Below are 19,108 nucleotides of genomic sequence, written 5' to 3' on the forward strand. Positions count from 1 at the left end.
GCACGTCTCTACACTAATTACTGATTAATGGGGATAGCTCCGGTTTTTACGTCTAAATTGAAGGGTTGACCTTGACGTTTGATTTGCATTTTTAACTGACTTCCTACCGTTACATTCTCAACAATTTGTTGGATTTCATCGGCTTTAGTGACGGTGATATTATCCACTTGAATAATCACATCTCCAGCGCGTAGTCCAGATTTATGGGCGGGAGAATTGGGCACGACTCGGGCAATCAAAACCCCTTGATCTTCATTGACACTAATTGGACTATTGGGATCTTGATTTAAACTTTCTTTGACTTCAGGAGAAAGCGTGACCATTTGAATTCCTAAATAGGGATGTTCAACTTTTCCCGTGGTGGAAATTTGATCGGCAATGTGTTGAACCTGATTAATCGGAATCGCAAATCCTAAACCCTGGGCACCTTGAATAATCGCGGTATTCATCCCAATTACTTCACCCTTTTGATTGAGTAACGGCCCACCAGAATTACCAGGATTAATAGCAGCATCGGTTTGAATAAAACTGACTCGTTTATCAGGAATGCCAACTTCACTTCCCGAACGACCAGTGGCACTAATAATACCCACAGTTACGGTATTATCTAATCCTAATGGGTTGCCAATAGCGATCGCTAATTCCCCTGGTTGTAAAGCCTCAGAATTACCTATGGTCAGGGTCGGTAAATTATTAGCTTGAATTTGAATCACGGCAACATCAGTTACAGGGTCAGTGCCAACCACTTTTCCTTCAAATTGACGACCATCTTTTAAGACAACCGATACCTTTGTTGCCCCATCAACAACGTGAGCATTGGTAATAATTCGACCATTGGAATTAACAATAAATCCTGACCCGGAACCCCGAACAATTTCCTGTTGAGGCGCATTGGGCATTTGAGAACCAAAGAAGCGCTCAAAAAAGGGATCATTAGACTGTTGTGGCGTCTGATTTTCAACGGTTTTGGTCGCGTTGATTCGGACAACGGCTGGCCCGAAATGCTGTACCACGGTCGCTACCAGGTCAGGAGTGGCAATTGTCCCAGGGTTGGCACTGACCGGGGCGGGGAGGGCGGTCGGGGGTACGGGGGATATCGCCGTCGGGATGGTGGGTTGAGGGCGTTGGAGTTGAGGCAGAATAGACATCCCAGCGATTCCTGCGCCTACCCCTAATAAAACTAAAGATAAAGATGTTAAAGATTGGGTTCTCGGACGTTGAGTTGGACGGGGTGTTTCCGTCCATTCCAACCGAGGGGACTCTAGGGGAGAATTTAAAGCATCAAAATCAGATTTCATTGTAATACCTCTATCTATAAGGATTTAAGGGGATAGAACTTTTCAGTGCTTTACCCCGATATTCTTGAAGTTACAGGTTGAATATGACGTTGCTGTGGCAAAGATATGACAAGGAGATGAAGATTTTAGTAGGGAGCAGAATTAAGTAATTTTACGGATTATGGGTTTAATTTATCACAAACTACTAGGGTTAGTCGATTTAGTCTTGGCTGTATTCGGGTTTATCCTTGATATAATTAGAAACATTAATCTGTCAATAAACAGCGTATAATTCTGATAAAATCATCTGAATAGTTAAAGATCAGATTTTTTGATTTTTTAAATCATCAAAATTTAGACATTAATTTATTCATAGTTCATTTTAACCTTTTCCCCAATATTGATAATGATTGATTTTGCAAATTCAGAATCTCCCTTGGGAAGTATTTTATTAGTTGATGACAAACCTGATAATTTAAGACTATTATCCACCATGTTAATGGAACATCAATATGAGGTCAGGCGGGTGACAAAAGGAGTCATGGCATTAAAAACAGCCAAAGCAGCACCTCCAGATTTGATTGTTCTGGATATTAAGTTACCCGATATTGACGGATATCAGGTCTGTGAATCCCTCAAATCCGATCCGATGACGGCGGAAATTCCGATTATTTTTATTAGTGCTTTAGATAATGTTTTAGATAAGGTTAAAGCTTTTAGTGTGGGAGGAGTTGATTATATTACTAAGCCTTTTCAGGTGGAAGAAGTATTAGTGAGAGTAAAAAATCATCTGACTTTACGAACCCAACATCAACAACTCATCGCCCAAAATGAACGGTTACAACAGGAAATTCAAGCTCGCAAAGAAATTGAAGCTGCCTTACAAAAATCTCAACTGGAATTGCAAAAACTCAACCAAGAATTAGATCGATTAGCCCATTTAGATGGACTAACTCAAACGGCGAACCGACGGCAATTTGATCACTATTTACAACAGGAATGGGAGCGGCTCATTGCTCAACAAAAACCCCTGTCTTTGATTATGTGTGACGTCGATTATTTTAAGTCCTATAATGATACCTATGGTCACCAAGCGGGGGATGATTGTTTACGAGCGATCGCCCAAGCCATTAGTCAAGCCATCTACGGTTCTCCCGGTTTAGTTGCCCGTTATGGGGGGGAAGAATTTGGGATTATTTTACCTGAAACCCAAATATCAGAAGCCCAAATGATCGCTCAAAATATCCAAGAAAAAGTAGGAAATTTACAACTGGTTCATGCCGGATCTAAAGCTAGTTCTTATATTACTTTAAGTTTAGGCATAACCTGTCTCGTTCCTCGGCTAGATTCCAGTCCATCATTATTGATTGAATTGGCAGATCGCGCTCTCTATCAAGCCAAAAAACAAGGGCGAAATTGTATTATTATATTACTTGAGGAAAGCTATGTCTGAAAATCCATCTATTTCCATTAGTACCGCAACCCAAGAACAATTAATTGAAGAAGTTATCAGTCTACAAAAACAAGTCATAGAACTCGAAAAAAATAAGAGTACAGAACCCTATCAAGTAGCACAACAAAAAGCCTTATTTGCTGTCATCAGTAAAATTAGAGAATCCTTAGATTTAGATAGTATTTTTAAGTCCACAGCCATTGAAGTTCGTCAACTTTTAAATGCCGATCGTGTAGGAATGTACAAGTTTGACTTTGATTCTAAATATGAATGGGGAGAATTTGTTTCTGAGGACGTTTTACCTCATTTCCGTGCAGCTTTATCTGCAAAAATCAAAGATCATTGTTTTGGGGAACATTATATTAATTATTATACTCAGGGTAGAATTTGGGTATCCGATGACATTTATACTTTAAAATTACCCCGTTGTTATGTACAAATGTTATCCCAATTTCAAATTAGAGCCAATCTCGTTGCCCCCCTACTCAAAGGGGAAAAATTATGGGGATTATTGTGCATTCATCAATGTTCTGGCTCCCGGGTTTGGAAAGAGTCGGAAATAGAATTTGTCCGTCAGATTGCCACCCATTTAGGAATCGCCTTACAACACGCTGAATTTGTTAAACAGTTACAAATGCAGTCTGAATATTTAACCCAAGCAGTTAATCAGGCCGTTGAACGAGAAAAAGCCGTAGCTGCAATTATTAATAAAATTCGTCAATCCTTGCAACTGAATACAATTTTTACCACAACAACCCAAGAAGTTTGTCAACTTTTAAAAGCAGATCGGGTGGTAATTTATCGATTTAATCCCGATTGGACGGGAGAATTTTTAGTGGAATCAAAAACAGAAGAATGGAAATCTTTAATTGAAAAACAACAATATGATCCAGAATTTAAACGCAATGTGAGTGAATGTAGTATCAAATATTTATCCCATCTCTCCATCACCGATAGCTATTTACAGGAAACCCAAGGGGGAGATTTTACCAGAGGAGAAATATTTAGGGTTTGTAATGATATTTATCAAGCCAATTTTTCCCCCTGTTATATTCAAACCTTAGAAAAGTATGAAGCTAAATCCTATGCGATTATTGCCATTTATAGCGCCCGCCAAGGCGGTTAGGACATAGAATAGGAGCAGTTCTGTTTTGACGTTGTGCTTGCTCCCCTATGGCTAAACCTTATAGTTACGACTTGCGTTCAAAAGTGATCACAGCCATTCAACAAGATGGGATGAAAAAAAGTGAAGTTAGTCAACTGCTCAATGTTAGTCGGAACACGATTGACTTATGGTTGAAGCGACAAGCTGAAACAGGAGATTTTAAAGCTCTGCCTAATCGACCACCCGGTAATAACCATAAAATTACAGACTGGGATAAATTTCATCAGTTTGCTAAAATTTATGGGGATAAAACCCAAGCGGAACTGGCTCAACTCTGGGAAGATAAAATTAGCACTCGCACTATTTCAAGAGCTTTAAAAAAAATTGGTTTCACACGAAAAAAAAAACTTATGGTTACCGAGAACGAGATGAAACTAAACGGCAGGATTTCATAGCCCAATTGTCAACTTTGCCAACCGAAAAGATTGTGTACGTCGATGAATCAGGCATGGATAGCCGAGACGAATATGATTATGGATGGAATCTCAAAGGGCAACGTTTTCATGCACTCAAGTCCGGGCGACGTCAAGGACGAGTCAATATGATTGCTGCTTTGTGTAACCAAAATCTGATGGCAACTTTTACTGTCGATGGAGCTTGTAATCGAATTGTGTTTGAAACCTGGTTAGAAACTTGTTTGTTACCCGTGCTAAAACCTGGGCAGGTTGTTGTCATGGATAACGCCAGCTTTCATAAAGGTGGGCGAATTCAACAATTGATTCAGGACGTAGGTTGCCAACTATTGTACTTACCACCCTATTCACCTGATCTTAACAAGATTGAGAACTCTTGGTCGTGGTTAAAGAGTCGAATCCGTCATCAATTAACTCACTTTGATTCCTTACGAGAGGCAATTGAGAATGTACTGCGTCTTGTGTCCTAACCGCCTTGGCGGTTGCTATATCAAGGAAAAACATTATGGGGTCTATTGGCAGCTTATCAAAATCAAAGCCCGCGAAATTGGCAAAAATCAGAAATTAATTTTTTAATTCAAATTGGCGGACAATTAGGAGTCGCAATTCAACAAGCGGAATTACTCGCCCAAACGGAACAGCAAAAACGAGATTTAGAAACCATATTAGAAGCCGAACTCCATCGTCAATCGGAAAGTTTAATTGAAGAAGCAGAACGAGAAAGAGCTTTAGCACAAGTGATTGATAAAATTCGCCGGACTTTAGATATTAATACGATTTTTGAAACGGCAACGGCGGAAGTGCGTCAACTCTTAAATGCGGATCGAGTAGCGGTGTTTAAATTTAAACCCCATTCCCATTGGAATCTAGGAAAATTTGTCTCGGAAAATGTGTTATCTCCCTTTTGTTCGGTATTAGAAACTCATATAGAAGATCACTGTTTTGGGGAAAAATTTGCTCAGAATTATCCCTTGGGTCATGTTCAGGTTTTACCCAATATTTATCAGGAGGGATTAAGCAATTGTTATGTACAGCTTTTATCTCAATTTGAAATTCAGGCTAATTTAGTTGTGGCGTTACTCAAAGGCGATGAATTATGGGGGTTATTATGTATTCATCAATGTTCAGAACCTCGGGAATGGCAGACAAAAGAAATTGAATTTGTGCAGAAAATTGCTGTACAATTAGGAGTAGCCTTGCAACAGGCAGAACTCCTCACCCAAGCTCAAAAACGTTCAGAAGAACAGGCAAAAGTTGCCGAGCAAGAACGAGCTTTAGCACGGGTAATTGATCGAATTCGCCAAACCTTAGATATTGATACTATTTTTAGTTCCACCACCCAAGAAGTCCGACAAATTCTTCAGTGCGATCGGGTTGTCGTCTATCATTTTATCTCAGAACGCCGTGCAGAATTTATCTTTGAGTCTAAACTTTCTGGGGGGATTCCATTAGAAGAAGCAGAACATAGAAATCTCTGGTTAGATACCCATTTGCAATATCCCCAAATTGGTCAATATCAAAACCACGAACCTTTAATTATTGATGATATTGTTCTAGCCGCTTTATCCCCATCTCATCTGCGGGTTTTAGAAGGATTTCAGATTCAGGCTTATATCTTAGTGCCAGTTTTTGTCGGGGAAATTCTCTGGGGACTATTAGGTGCTTATCAACATAATAACTCCCGTCATTGGGAATTGCGAGAAGTAAGTCTTTTAACCCAAGTTGCCAATCAGTTAGGGGTTGCCATTCAACAGGCTAAACTCCTAGCTCAACTTCAGGAAGCCAAGGAAACCGCCGATGCTGCTAACCAGGCTAAAAGTGAATTTTTAGCGAATATGAGTCATGAATTAAGAACCCCTTTAAATGCAATTTTAGGCTTTACACAAATTTTAGCTAAAAATCATCAATTGAGTTCTGTACAACGGGAATCTTTGAGGATTATTGAACGCAGTGGAGAACATTTACTTGATTTAATTAATGATGTTTTAGAAATGTCAAAAATTGAAGCGGGACGACTGACATTAAATGAGACCACTTTCGATCTTTATCATTTATTAAATAATTTGGAAGAAATGCTAGAATTAAAAGCAGAAACCAAAGGATTAAAATTGATTTTTGAACGAGATCAAACCGGATCTCAATATTTAAAATTAGACGAAAGTAAACTGCGCCAAGTCTTAATTAACTTACTGGGAAATGCGATTAAATTTACTGAATCTGGTTCTGTAATTTTGCGGGTCAAGCAAGAAATCAAGATATTATCTACGGAAAAACCTGTGATGATTACTTTTGAAGTGGAGGATACTGGCCCGGGTATTGCTGCCGACGAAATTGAATTATTATTTGAAGCCTTTGGACAAACAGAAACAGGTAGAAAGTCTAAGGAAGGGACGGGCTTAGGGTTAACCATCAGTCAACAATTTGTACAAATGATGGGAGGAGATATTACTGTTAATAGTATTTTAGGACAAGGAACAATCGTGAAATTTTTTGTTCAAGCGGGTTTAGCAGAAAGCGGAGATATTCAACCCCAACCCTCTAAAAAATCTGTGATTCGTTTAGCTCCAGAACAACCTAAATATCGGATTTTAGTGGTGGAAGATGCGATCGAAAATCGTCAAGTTTTAGTGCAGTTATTATCGATGACAGGGTTTGAAGTTCAAGAAGCAATTAACGGTCAAGAAGCGATAGAATTGTGGTCAAGTTGGCAACCCCATTTAATTTGGATGGATATGCGAATGCCGGTGATGGATGGGATGGAAGCAACTCGGCGCATTCGAGTTCATTCAACCGATAAAAATTCCCCCATTATTATCGCCTTAACCGCCAATGCTTTTGAAGAAGAACGCGCCCAGGTTTTGCAAGCTGGATGTGATGATTTTGTGAGTAAACCCTTCCGAGATTCTATTATTTTTGAAAAAATGGCGACTTATTTAGGATTAGAATATGAATATGCAGAATCAGACCATTCAGAAAATTTAAGAGCCAATTTGCCGGAAATCTCTGACCCTTCTAATCTGACCTTAGATGCTTTATTATTAATGCCTCCAGCTTGGATTCAAGAATTTCATGAAGCGGTACTCTGTACCAAAGAAAAACGGATTTTTGAGTTAATTCAGCAAATCCCTGAACCTTATTCAGCTTTAGCCTTTACCCTGAAAAAATTGGCTAACGAATTTCAATTTGATCAAATTTTAGCAGTTACGGAAACCCTCGTCCCGTAGTAAGCCCTTCAGGGCTTCTTCCCTATCTCTAAATATGATCAGAGAGTCCTGAAGGACTCACTACGATATCTCTAAATATGATCAGAGAGTCCTGAAGGACTCACTACGGTTAACGAACATCGATTTTTGCTAAGGTCGTATTGCGATAATAGTGGGCTAGAATTTGTTGATAACCATATCCACCCCGAGCTAAGTTATAGGCTCCCCATTGACTCAAACCTACCCCATGACCAAAGCCACGACCCGTGACCTGAAAACTAGTTGTCCCACTTTTGCGATTGACTTGAAACCGGGTACTGCGAAGTCCTAAAGCTGAGGCGATCGCATCTCCACTTATGATTCGCGTCCCTTTGTCGCCAACTACTTTCATCGCCAGAATACTACCATAGGCTGAAGTCCGTTGCGGAGTCATCGTTGTAATATTCCCGACACCAGAAATCCGTTTACTTAAATCTCCCTGAGAAAAGGTTTTTGTCCATTCAAACACCGGAGTTCCTTGGTCAAAGTCAGGGACTCCCCGTAAATAGGGTAAGGGTTCATTCCACACATCCTCAACGTTTTCGGTATGTCCCCCAGAAGCAGAATGAAAGGCTGCTAAAATGGCTTGACCGTTATAGGTCAAAACCTGTCCCCGGGTGGCATTCACCGCCGCCAGGGTTCCCGTGGATTCAGTAATTAAACCTTTATAGACCTGCGAATTTTGATCATCTCCGACATCAAAAACCCCATTACTACGCTGACGTTTGTAGAGAGCGTAGGTTCTCGCTGCAACAGCTTGAGCTTTCAGGGCTTCCTGGGGCCATCCGCCATCCATTTCCGCCCCCAGAACACTATAGAGATATTGCTCTAAATCAACGTAATTAATCGCTGTTAAACCGCCATTCCGAGGCACTAGTAATACCCGCCCTCGATACCAACCATTACCTATCCAAACATTACCCCCATTGCTGGGATCAACCCAGAGTTGAGATCCTTGCCAGTTTCCCAGGGCTACATTTCCCGATTTGGCTTGGGCGACACCCCCTCCCATCGCCGCCAACTCCCCTAGGACTTTACCATTGCCATCTCGGACAACAGCCTGGGTGGTGCTGCCGACTTTAACCTGATTTGCACCGTCTTCGATGGCGACCCTTAATAAGAGTTGGGCTTGGGCTGGGGCGACCAGACAAAACCAAATGAGCAACGTCCTCCACCAATAGCGTTGGAAACGTTGTACAGAGTTAGTAAAAATATTTTGGGGTTGGGTAAAGGAACAAACCATAATTTTGATCAGATCCAGCACCGATTAATCTATCACAATTTTAGCTCCTTACTTTTTTTTAAGTCCCATTAACTGTTTTTATCTGGTTGTGCTTTTGTTTCTCGTAAAGGCAACCGCAGAAAAAACTCCGTTCCCTCTCCCAAAATCGAAGTAAAATTTAACTCCCCACCGTGATTTTTAGTGACAATTTGATAGCTAGTCGGTAATCCCATTCCTGTGCCTTTACCCACGGATTTGGTCGTAAAAAAGGGATTGAAAATCTGCTCTTGAACTCTTTTGCTCATGCCGATACCGTTATCTCGAATCGAAATAAATACCCGATTCAAAGGTTCAATCCTGGTGGTGACTGTAATGATGCCATAATAATCCGAATTCATTTCACTGTGTTGTCGCTCCTCAATAGCTTGAATCGCATTGACAAACAGATTCATAAACACCTGATTCAACAAACCAATATAACATTCAACCAGGGGTAAGTCCTGATAATTTTTGATCACTTTGATCTCGGGATTTCCCGCCCGACCATTCAAGCGATTTTGTAAAATAACCAGAGTGCTATCGATATTTTCGTGCAGGTCTACGGCTTTTAAGTCCGCTTCGTCTAACCGAGAAAAAGTTCGCAGAGACTTGACAATATCCCGAATCCGCGAGGCTCCGGTTTTCATAGAATGGATAGTTTTTGGAAAGTCTTCAATTAGGAAATCTAAGTCGATATCTTCAATAAAATCCCTAATCTTTTCTGGGGGATGGGGATAGAACTTTTGGTAAAGTTGAATTAGTGATAATAAATGCTCGGTATATTCTGAAGTATAAATTAAGTTACCATAAATAAAGTTAACGGGGTTATTAATCTCATGGGCAACCCCGGCCACCAATAGCCCCAAACTCGACATTTTTTCCGCTTGAATTAACTGAACTTGAGTATCTTGTAATTCCCGATAGGCTTTCTGAAGTTCTCGGCTTTTCGTTTGTGATTCCTGGTAGAGTTGGGCTTGGTCAATGGCGATCGCCACCTGATTGGCAATACTCTGTAACAACTCAATTTCATTATCCTGCCAAGGGCAATCACCCGTACACCGTCCTAACTCAAAAGCCCCCACTTTACCGCGACTATGGATCGGTAAGGCTAAATAGAGGGTAATTCCCATGGACTGACAAAAGGCAGTCAGTTCTCCATCCCCTAAAACCCTGATATCAAAATGATAGAGTTGTTCACTAAAAATACGCTCAAACAGTTGAGGAAACTGATTCAAGGGATGGGAGCCAAGGCAGTTTTTAAATTCTGGGGTTTTTTGTTGCCGCACCACTTCCCAGGTCGGGGGGTCAAAATCAGGGCGATACCAACCAAAGGTACAAATATCTACCTTGAGTTCTGCAAAAATAGCATGAACCGCACTTTCTAAAATCGTATCCAAATCCAAGGAGTTCCGAATTTCGCTGCTAATGTCATTTAAGAGTTGGGTGCGATTGAGTAGGTCGGCTTGTAGGGCTTCAGCCTGCTTGCGTTCGGTAATATCCATCACCGTCCCAAACATCTGCACCAATTCCCCCTCCTGAAACTCCAATTCTGCCCGGGTGTTGATATGGCGGATTTCTCCATCGGGGCGGAGGATGCGAATATCAAAGTTTTGAGGAATGCCTTGCTGGGCTTCGGTGATTCGTGCTTCCAAGAAGGCGCGATCATCCGGGTGAAATTGTTGCAGATGGTCGTGAAAACAGGGTTCTCCTTGATCCCGAGTCATACCAAAGATGCGGAATACCTCCTCTGACCAATTGAGTTGATTTGTAGTCACATTTATAGACCAGTTACCCAGATGAGCCACTTGTTGGGCTTTTTGCAGTTGCTTGGCGACTTCTTGTAGGGCTAGTTCATGGGCTTTGCGTTCAGTGATATCATAATGAATCCCAATAAAACGCACGGGCTTACCCTGTTTATCCCATTCGATGATCTGTCCCCGGTCTAATATCCATTTATAGTTGTCATCTTTACAACGTAGGCGATATTCAATTTCATAAATCGGGGTTTTGCCTTGGATATGTTGGTCAATCAAATCACAAGCTGACCCTAGATCCTCTGGATGTACTCGGGTTTCCCAGGCTTTTAGGGAATTTTCAAATTCATCTACTCCATAGCCCAACATGGCTTTCCATTGCTTAGAAAAGACTAACTGATTGGTTTGTAGATTCCAGTCCCACGTCCCGATACTGGCTGCCTCTAAAGCCAGTTGTAAGCGGACATGATTTTCATGTACCGTGATTTCCGCTTGTTTGCGATCGTGAATATATCGGGCAATCCCCAAACACCCGATCACCTGTCCTTGGTCATTAGTGAGGCTCGACACATTAGCCGAATGCCAATAATAATTCCCATCTTGATGTAAAGCTCGATATTCAGCCCCCCGGGATTTTTCCCCTTGTAAAGAGCGTTGGAAGACATCTAAACAAATCGGCAAATCTTCGGGATGTATGACATCCGAAAAGGAGCGATTCAACAGTTGGGCCGTTGAGTAGCCCATCACTCCTTTAAACGTGGGGCTGATATAGCTGAAAGTGCCATCAAGATCGGCGATAAACACCATATCATTGAGGTTATCGATTAAATTACGAAACTTGCTTTCACTCAGGCGGAGTGCCTGCTCTGTGGCTTTTTGGGCCGTAATATCTTGAATATAGCCATACCATGTCGTGCTGCCATTCGCTTCCCGTCGGGGGGTGGCATGACCCATCACCCATAATAATTTTCCCTGGGGATGAAAAATGCGATATTCGCAACACCAGGGGATCAGATCCTTAGCCGAATCAATAATGGACTGACTCACCCGCTCTAGGTCTTCAGGATGGATGGTTTTAAAAACCTCATTAGCGTCTTCCCGCACCATTTCTGGGGAAAGCCCATAAATTGCCCGCATCCCTTCACTGGCATAGGGAAAATGGGATCGGCCATCGGGATGCAGACAAAATTGATAAATTGCCCCAGGGATATGATGAGCAATTTTTTGTAACCGAGATTCTTCCTCATCGATGGTCTGTATCCCTAACTGACTGTGGGGCTTTTCTCTCTCCGTTGGAGGTTTCAGAGGGGTTTTTCTGACACTTTTACCTGGGCTACGGCGGTATTGGCGTGCCGTCATATCCCGAAATGTCAACAGGTGAAAATGGGGAATAAAGTTAATCGTAATCGCATATTTGACTTGTCGTACCAATCCATCGGGCCGGAGCAGGGAAAATTCGCCCTGTGTTTTATCCTGTCGGGTTTCAAGGGACTTTTGCCAAGCTGGACTGAAATCTAACCCCAGTTTTGCACAATCCCGGATCTCAGATCCGATCAGCTTTTGACGAGACACCCCCAAAAGTTCACAGGCGGCCGGGTTAGCATCGAGATAATATCCTTGATCGTCAACGATCAATAAGGCATCCAGGGACGCGGTAAAAAGTGCCTGGAAACCTTGGTTTTCTTGGACAACAAATGGGGAAATAGAATCAGGCATAGGTTTAAATTTTGCAATAGTTGGGCTTTGAATTTAAGCTATTGCACGGAACATCAAAATCATAAATATTACTTCTCACTTGATCTTAGACTAACTTTTGAGTTATTCTTCGATCCGTAGCAATCCTCAATAGATTGTAATACTGTATCGATTGCTTATTCTTCGATGTGAAATAATTATTTTCCCAGAGCAATTTCATAAATCAATTGATTCACTTTAACGGATTTTTCTAAATCAACCATGGGCTGAGGATAGTCAACACCTAAAATTACCCCAAAGCGTTTTTGTTCAACGGGTAATAATTTCCCAGGTTGATGAACTTTTGAGGGCGGTAAATCCCTTAATTCGGGGAGCCAGTGTTTAACATAATCTCCATGGGGGTCATAATCTTGGGATTGTTTGAGAATATTAAAATAGCGAAATCCTCGGGCATCATTACCCACTCCGGCGGTATAATTCCAGTTGCCCCAATTGCTACACACATCATAATCAATTAACAAAGATTCAAACCATTCTGCTCCTCTTTGCCAATTAATTCCTAAATTTTTAGTCAGGAAACTGGCTACATTTTGCCGCCCTCGGTTTGACATAAATCCTGTGGTTAATAATTCTCGCATATTCGCATCTACCAAGGGAAAACCTGTGATTCCCCGTTGCCATTGTTCAAACTGTTTGGGATTGTCTTTCCAAGGAATAGAAATTCCTTGTAGACCTTGAGGATAAAATATTTTATTTCCATGTTTTAAAGCAATAAATTTAAAATAATCTCGCCATAATAATTCAAAAATCAACCAGTAAGTTGAATCGTTTTTGATCCGTTCTTTTTCATAGGTTTGAACCGTATTATAAATTAGTCGGGGAGATAAACAGCCTAAAGCTAACCAGGGGGAAAACTTAGAAGAATAATTTGACCCTAACATTCCATTGCGGGTTTCTTTATAGGTTTTGAGATAATCCTGTTCCCAAATATAATCTTTTAAACGGTTTAATCCTGCGGTTTCTCCGCCTTTAAATTCCATCACTGCCCGAGGATCAAAAACAGGCATTTCTAAACCTAAATCTTGAATTGTGGGTAATTCTCCTAATTCAATTTCGGGTAAAGGGGGTAATTGTTGGGGGGAAGAAAACGGAGTATTGATAATTGATTTAGATTCAACTTGCTTTCTAAATTGAGTAAAAATTTCTGGAAGTTGAGGAATAGAAAAGGGTAAGTCACAGATAGAATAAAGGGTTGCACCCCAGTAGGATTTAACAGCAACCCCGAAAGCAGCTAAGGCAGTTTTTAAATTTTGTTCTACGGTTAATTCTTCGGAAGTGGCTTCTTGATCATAATAGACCGTATCAATATTGAGGATTTTAACTAATTCAGGAATAATGATTTCTGGCTTCCCTTGACGAATGATTAAGTCACTTTCTAATTTCCTGAAAGATTGACGTAAATCTGCAACGCTTTCTAATAAAAATTGAGTGCGAAAAGCTCCGGTTTTCGGGAATCCATAGGAGGTTTTTTTAAACTGTCTGGGGTCAAAACAATACACAGGAATAATCTGTGCTTGAGTGTTTAATGCTGAGGATAGGGGTTGATGGTCATGAAGTCGTAAATCGTTTCGATACCAGATTAAAATTCGTTTTGGGGTCACGGGAATTGGCCGTCTAAAGGGTTAAGTTCGTTTTAGCAGTCCGTCAGTTAGTCGAACTCACGGATTTACAAAACGTTACACTTAATCTATTTTAGCCGAATTCTCTAGGGGTTTGACAACCAACCAGCGTCCCGTTTTAGGGTCGCGGTAACTATTATAGGGGTTAGAGCGCAGAGGTTTAGGATAAACTTTCATAATCACCCTCCAAATCCTTAACGGTGGAAAGAATAGAGATCAACTCAATAATTTAATTATTCCGTATTTTCCCAGTTAAATCGGGGACGCTCATCTCTAAAATTCTGTGATAATAACGTTCAATTTGAGTGACAATGAACAGAGAAGGGAGTGAGGGAAATCAAGCAAATCTTGTGATTTCGATCATTTGATTCTCTGTGTACAAACTATTTGTTGTGATGAATTACTATGAAAACTACAAAAAACTTTATTGTTATTGATACGGAAGGACAGCCGATTTTAAGAGAATTAGCGATTGTCAATGATCAAGGAGAATTAATGTATGAAGCCTTTGTGGAAAATCATCCCCAAAGTCCTAAAATTGCCCATCTAACTAAACCTTTAAAAGTAATTTTAAAAGAATTTCTGGAAATTGCCCAATCTCAAGTTATTATTTGTCACTATGCTCAACATGATATTGAAGTATTGAGAAATACGTTTAAAGCCGTGGGAATCTCTGCTCCTCAATTAGATTTTCAGTGTAGCTTTGAACTGGCTCAACGCTATTTACCCCAATTAAATAGTCATTCTTTAGAGGCTTTAAGTAAACATCTGAGACTGAAATTAGACGGTCAATTTTTTATCAAAGATTCTGCCCATCGAGCCAAATATGATGCGTTATTTACCTATCAACTTTATAAACATATTGTCAATGAATTTCTCAAAAAAGAATTAAAAACCCAACCCAATCCTTTTGGAACCAGTCGGGTTGATACTCCTTTTCAGGATCACCCCGATTTTCGAGGGATTTTTGCGGAGGAATGCGATCGCTTAAAAGCCATTTTAGGGGATATTAAATTAGACTTTAATCATCAAACAAAAGGAGCAATTGTGATTGGGGAACCCGGGTCGGGAAAAACCCATCTGATGATGCGATTAGCCAAGGATTTATTAGCCAAAAATAGATTATTATTTATCCGTCAACCCAATAATCCTGATACGGTTTTATTCCATACCTATAGTCGAATTTTAGAATCCTTAATTCAAATTGTTCCGAATAGTATTCATACCCAGCTTGAGTATTTATTAGCCAATAGTTTTGGCGAAATTATTAAATCTACTGATAACTATTTTACCTCAAAAACCCAAAAAGATGAAAAGATATTACAACTGATTCAAGGGGGAAATTTAAAGCTATTTACCGACTTATCCCAGGCAGAAACCAAAACAAAACGGGAGTTTTGGCAACATATTGAAAAACGGGCTTTGGAGTGGTGGAATAATAACTTTTCCGCCGCGGGTTACGCCCCTAAATTTTTACAGGGAATTGTGAAATTTTGTGGCTATACGGACTTTAATCGCCGTCAAATTATTACCCAATGGTTAGCAATGAATAATCTCCCCCAAGAAGAATTAGACCGGGTGGGTTTACCCTCTTGGGAAGATGAATTGAGTCGGGAGGAAGCGTCTTTAGAGGCGTTAAAGGTTTTGGGGTGTTTATCCCTCTTAGATGAACCTTTAATCATTGTTTTTGACCAGTTAGAAGGATTAGGATTAAAACACAATGAACGGTTATTACACTGTTTTGGAACTGCGATTAAAGAGATTTTTACCCATGTTCCCAATAGTTTAATTATTTTAAACCTATTTCCCGATCGCTGGCAACAATTTAAACAGGTTTTTGACGGGTCAATTATTGATCGGGTATCCCAGTCCCAGGTGTTTCTCAACCGTCCTTCCAATCAAGAGTTAAAGCAGTTATTAAATTTAAAATTACAAGGGTTAGATGTCACTCTGGATGATTTATTTGAAGGGGACGAAATCACTGCGATTTTAAATCATATTTCTATTCGGACAGTTTTAAATGTGGCGGCGGATTATTACCGCTATAAAGTCGATGGAATTCCTCTGCCGAAACATCAACTGATTCCCGGATTACAAACCGATGAAGGTGAGATGGAAAGACGGTTAAAACAGTTGGAAATTGAACTAGAACAAATGAAACAGGGGATGACACAAATTGTTAAGGTTTTAGAAGACAAAAATCAGCAAAATTTAGAAATATTTAATGGGGAATTATTTGGATTTGTCCCTTCTTTTGATTCTGCTGCTAAACGTGAACTCAAAAACTATTTAAAGGCGCAACGCATTTGTTTAGAAGCCAATTTATCCAAGCCTAAAATCCTGGCTGATAGTGATGATTTAGGGAAATTAACAACTATTTTAGAAGCCTTGATGTTAGTGATTTCTCCCTTGAGTTTTGATATTTTACACTTAGGAAAACGAGTCATTCCTGAACATTTAGTTATTCAAACTAAAACCCATAGTTTTGTCGTCGGATTTTTACATTTAGCTGGAGCACCCTTTTTTCATCGGATGAAAAACTGGAATGAATTATTGCTTTTGAAACCCAATTTTAAATTTATTCTATGTCGAGATCAAAGCGATTATCCCATTAGTGGTGAGAAAAGCCTATTTGAGCTAGAAAAACTTCAACATTCTAAAAATGGAAAACTAATGCTTTGGAATCCAGACCATAGAGTTTTATTTGAGTTGTTTTATCAAATGATCCTAGATATTCAAAATTATGATTTAGAGATCAAGTTTGAGGAGGCTATGGAGTTTATTTTATCAGAATATCAGGATTATTGGTTATTTCAAAATATTACCCAGGATTTGGGTTAAAAACTATAGCAATCGGCAGAAAAGCCCTATACCAGAAGTATACAATATTATTTTCTGGTATAGAACTTTATTTGGTTTTTACATCCACAGATGACTCACTAGAGCAATCCTAAATAGGTTGTAACATTTTATCGTAGGGGTTGGGTCTCCCAACCCAGGCGCAAAGAGGGTTGGGAGACCCAACCCCTACAGATTTTTATCACAATTGATTTAGGATTGCTATAGAGCTTTATTCAACCGTTACTGACTTGGCTAAATTCCGAGGCTGATCCACATCTAAACCCCGTCGGGCTGCAATATAATAAGCTAATAATTGCAGAGGAATTACGGTTAGAATCGGGGATAAAATTTCATCCACGATCGGAACGGCTAGAACATCATCAAAGGTTTCCTTGGCTTCAAGTTCTTCTGAGGGCATCACCCCAATTAAACGAGCATCTCGCGCCTTGGCTTCTTGGGCATTAGAAATCACTTTTTCATACACAGTTCCCGGCATTGCGATCGCCACTACGGGCACTTTTTCATCTAACAAGGCAATGGGGCCATGTTTCATTTCTCCCGCCGGATATCCCTCCGCATGAATATAACTAATTTCTTTTAATTTTAATGCCCCTTCTAAAGCAATGGGAAAATTAATTCCGCGCCCTAAAAAGATAAAGTCTTGGGTCTCATTAAAATCAGAGGCTAACTCCTCAATATATTTTTCTTGACCCTGTAACAACTGTTCCATTTGAGCCGGAAGTTGTCGCAAATCCTTGATAATTTCAAGTAAGCGAGATTCGGGCAAACTTTGACGATGCCAAGCAATATCTAAAGCCAATAAATAAAAGGCAACTAATTGAGCGACAAAGGTTTTGGTTGCAGCCACCCCAATTTCAATTCCGGCTCTGGTATCAATAATATGGGGAACTAATTGGGCTAAAGAACTTTCAGGACGGTTGGTAATTCCTAATAGTTTAGGCGCGTATTTTGCCGGGGCATTTATCCGCCGTTGTTGTTCCATTGCCAAGGATGCTAAGGTATCAGCCGTTTCTCCTGACTGCGTAACCCCAATAGTTAAAGTATTAGGTCGCAGGGGAGTCGGTGCGTAACGAGCCTCGGACGCGTACTGTACCACCGTAGGAATATTTGCAATTTGTTCTAACAAATATTTCCCAACTAAACTGGCGTGCCAACTGGTTCCACAGGCTAGAATTTCAATTTGTTCTAAGTCTTGATACCAGTTTGAGGGAACACTTAAATGAATGGGTGAAGGTCGTTTTTTGGCTTTAGATTTTTCGGTGATTTTTTCCGGTTCCAACTCCAATTCAGCATCTAAATAGGCTTGTAAACAATCCCGAACAACTCCCGGTTGTTCATGGATTTCCTTTAACATAAAATGTTTAAAGGCGTGCTTCTCAACTAAAGATGGACTCCAATTGAGAATCCGAGGAACTTTATGTAAACGTTCTCCCGCAAAACTATAAACCTCTACACCCAAATGGGTTAAACGAGCAATTTCCCCATTTTCTAAACTTAAAATCGCTTGGGTATAGGGAACTAAAGCCGGGGTATCGGAGGCACAGAAAAATTCTCCTTGACCTAAACCAATGGATAAAGGAGCTTGTTGACGGGCAACAATTAATTCATTGGGAGAATCTGCACATAAAACTGCGATCGCAAAGGCTCCTTCTAAACGGTTAACCGTTTGACGCACAGCCTCTAAAAAAGATATTTTTTTAGTAGTTGAAGTCGCTAAAAAATCAGCAATCAAATGGGGAATCACTTCCGTATCCGTATCGGATTTAAACTCATAACCTTTGGCTTTTAATTCTTCTCGTAATTCCCGATAATTTTCCACAATCCCGTTTTGGACAACGGCTACCCGTTCTTTGGGATCTAGGTGCGGATGGGCATTCCGTTCTTCCGGTTTGCCATGAGTTGCCCAGCGTGTATGACCAATTCCAATACTAGAGGGCATCTCAACATGGGCTAATTTTTCCCGCAGGTTATAGAGCTTTCCCTTAGCCCGAACAGAATGAATATTCCCTTCCCAAATTGTCGCCAAACCCGCCGAATCATAACCTCGATATTCCAATTTTTCTAACCCAGCCATTAAAATTTCGCTGGCAATTCGAGTTCCAATGTAACCAACAATTCCACACATGAATTCAAAACTCCTGTTTCAATGGGTCTTGTCTCGAATATTAATCCTAGTTTATCTTATCTTAAGCCCTGGCATAATGTTTGGCAATTAATTCTATAACCAACGGTAATAACTCCAAAGGAATTGGGCGGGTTTAGGGAGATAATTACTAATAATTAAAGATCATCTCAGAACCCTCCCTT

At 40.3% G+C, this 19,108-nt stretch carries 10 protein-coding genes; 5 read left to right on the plus strand and 5 right to left on the minus strand.

What is annotated here, in order from left to right; translation table 11 throughout:
* Positions 1–17: 17 nt before the first annotated feature.
* Positions 18–1,298 (minus strand): HhoA/HhoB/HtrA family serine endopeptidase, encoded by a 1,281-nt coding sequence (locus tag AC2D3N_RS00790; RefSeq protein ID WP_484692488.1) that lies wholly within the window; start codon positions 1,296–1,298, stop codon positions 18–20.
* 385 nt (positions 1,299–1,683) lie between these two features.
* Between AC2D3N_RS00790 and AC2D3N_RS00795 the strand changes: the two genes are divergently transcribed.
* The 4 genes from AC2D3N_RS00795 (at position 1,684) to AC2D3N_RS00810 (ending at position 7,532) form a co-directional block, all read left to right on the plus strand.
* Entirely contained in the window at positions 1,684–2,730 is a 1,047-nt protein-coding gene (locus AC2D3N_RS00795; protein ID WP_079680348.1) for a diguanylate cyclase domain-containing protein, read from the plus strand.
* Entirely contained in the window at positions 2,723–3,856 is a 1,134-nt protein-coding gene (locus AC2D3N_RS00800) for a GAF domain-containing protein (protein WP_484692489.1), read from the plus strand. The genes AC2D3N_RS00795 and AC2D3N_RS00800 overlap by 8 nt, the downstream gene beginning before the upstream one ends.
* A 47-nt stretch (positions 3,857–3,903) precedes the next feature.
* Positions 3,904–4,778, plus strand: a protein-coding gene (locus tag AC2D3N_RS00805) for an IS630 family transposase (protein ID WP_484691041.1) whose coding sequence is annotated in 2 segments (ribosomal slippage) — positions 3,904–4,233 and positions 4,236–4,778 — 873 coding nt in all. Because the reading frame shifts where the segments join, the coding sequence is not laid out codon by codon here.
* A 45-nt stretch (positions 4,779–4,823) separates the two neighbouring features.
* Positions 4,824–7,532, plus strand: a complete 2,709-nt coding sequence (locus AC2D3N_RS00810) for a GAF domain-containing protein (protein WP_484692490.1) — start codon at positions 4,824–4,826, stop codon at positions 7,530–7,532.
* 109 nt (positions 7,533–7,641) lie between these two features.
* On the opposite strand, the gene AC2D3N_RS00815 is transcribed toward AC2D3N_RS00810, so the two are convergent.
* The 3 genes from AC2D3N_RS00815 to AC2D3N_RS00825 all read right to left on the minus strand — a co-directional run bounded on the left by AC2D3N_RS00815 (position 7,642) and on the right by AC2D3N_RS00825 (position 13,921).
* Positions 7,642–8,793: a SpoIID/LytB domain-containing protein gene (locus AC2D3N_RS00815; protein WP_484692491.1), complete on the minus strand. Its 1,152-nt coding sequence runs from the start codon at positions 8,791–8,793 to the stop codon at positions 7,642–7,644.
* 68 nt (positions 8,794–8,861) lie between these two features.
* Positions 8,862–12,281, minus strand: a complete 3,420-nt coding sequence (locus AC2D3N_RS00820) for a PAS domain-containing protein (protein ID WP_484692492.1) — start codon at positions 12,279–12,281, stop codon at positions 8,862–8,864.
* 176 nt (positions 12,282–12,457) lie between these two features.
* A complete protein-coding gene (locus AC2D3N_RS00825) occupies positions 12,458–13,921 on the minus strand; it encodes a DASH family cryptochrome (RefSeq protein ID WP_484692493.1) in 1,464 nt (487 codons plus the stop codon).
* Between the two features lie 423 nt (positions 13,922–14,344).
* Here AC2D3N_RS00825 and AC2D3N_RS00830 point away from each other — a divergent pair, with 423 nt between their 5' ends.
* A complete protein-coding gene (locus AC2D3N_RS00830; protein ID WP_484692494.1) occupies positions 14,345–16,780 on the plus strand; it encodes a 3'-5' exonuclease in 2,436 nt (811 codons plus the stop codon).
* A 229-nt stretch (positions 16,781–17,009) separates the two neighbouring features.
* Here AC2D3N_RS00830 and glmS read toward each other — a convergent pair whose 3' ends face one another.
* A complete protein-coding gene (gene glmS, locus AC2D3N_RS00835) occupies positions 17,010–18,926 on the minus strand; it encodes a glutamine--fructose-6-phosphate transaminase (isomerizing) (protein WP_484692495.1) in 1,917 nt (638 codons plus the stop codon).
* Between the last annotated feature and the right edge of the window lie 182 nt (positions 18,927–19,108).

This window comes from Planktothrix sp. PLAVEN19ND (genome assembly GCF_057220675.1).

Coding starts and splice junctions, on each gene's coding strand:
- AC2D3N_RS00790 (WP_484692488.1), bottom strand. CDS start 1,298: ATGAAATCTGATTTTGATGCTTTAAATTCTCCCCTAGAGTCCCCTCGG.
- AC2D3N_RS00795 (WP_079680348.1), top strand. CDS start 1,684: ATGATTGATTTTGCAAATTCAGAATCTCCCTTGGGAAGTATTTTATTA.
- AC2D3N_RS00800 (WP_484692489.1), top strand. CDS start 2,723: ATGTCTGAAAATCCATCTATTTCCATTAGTACCGCAACCCAAGAACAA.
- AC2D3N_RS00815 (WP_484692491.1), bottom strand. CDS start 8,793: ATGGTTTGTTCCTTTACCCAACCCCAAAATATTTTTACTAACTCTGTA.
- AC2D3N_RS00820 (WP_484692492.1), bottom strand. CDS start 12,281: ATGCCTGATTCTATTTCCCCATTTGTTGTCCAAGAAAACCAAGGTTTC.
- AC2D3N_RS00830 (WP_484692494.1), top strand. CDS start 14,345: ATGAAAACTACAAAAAACTTTATTGTTATTGATACGGAAGGACAGCCG.
- glmS (WP_484692495.1), bottom strand. CDS start 18,926: ATGTGTGGAATTGTTGGTTACATTGGAACTCGAATTGCCAGCGAAATT.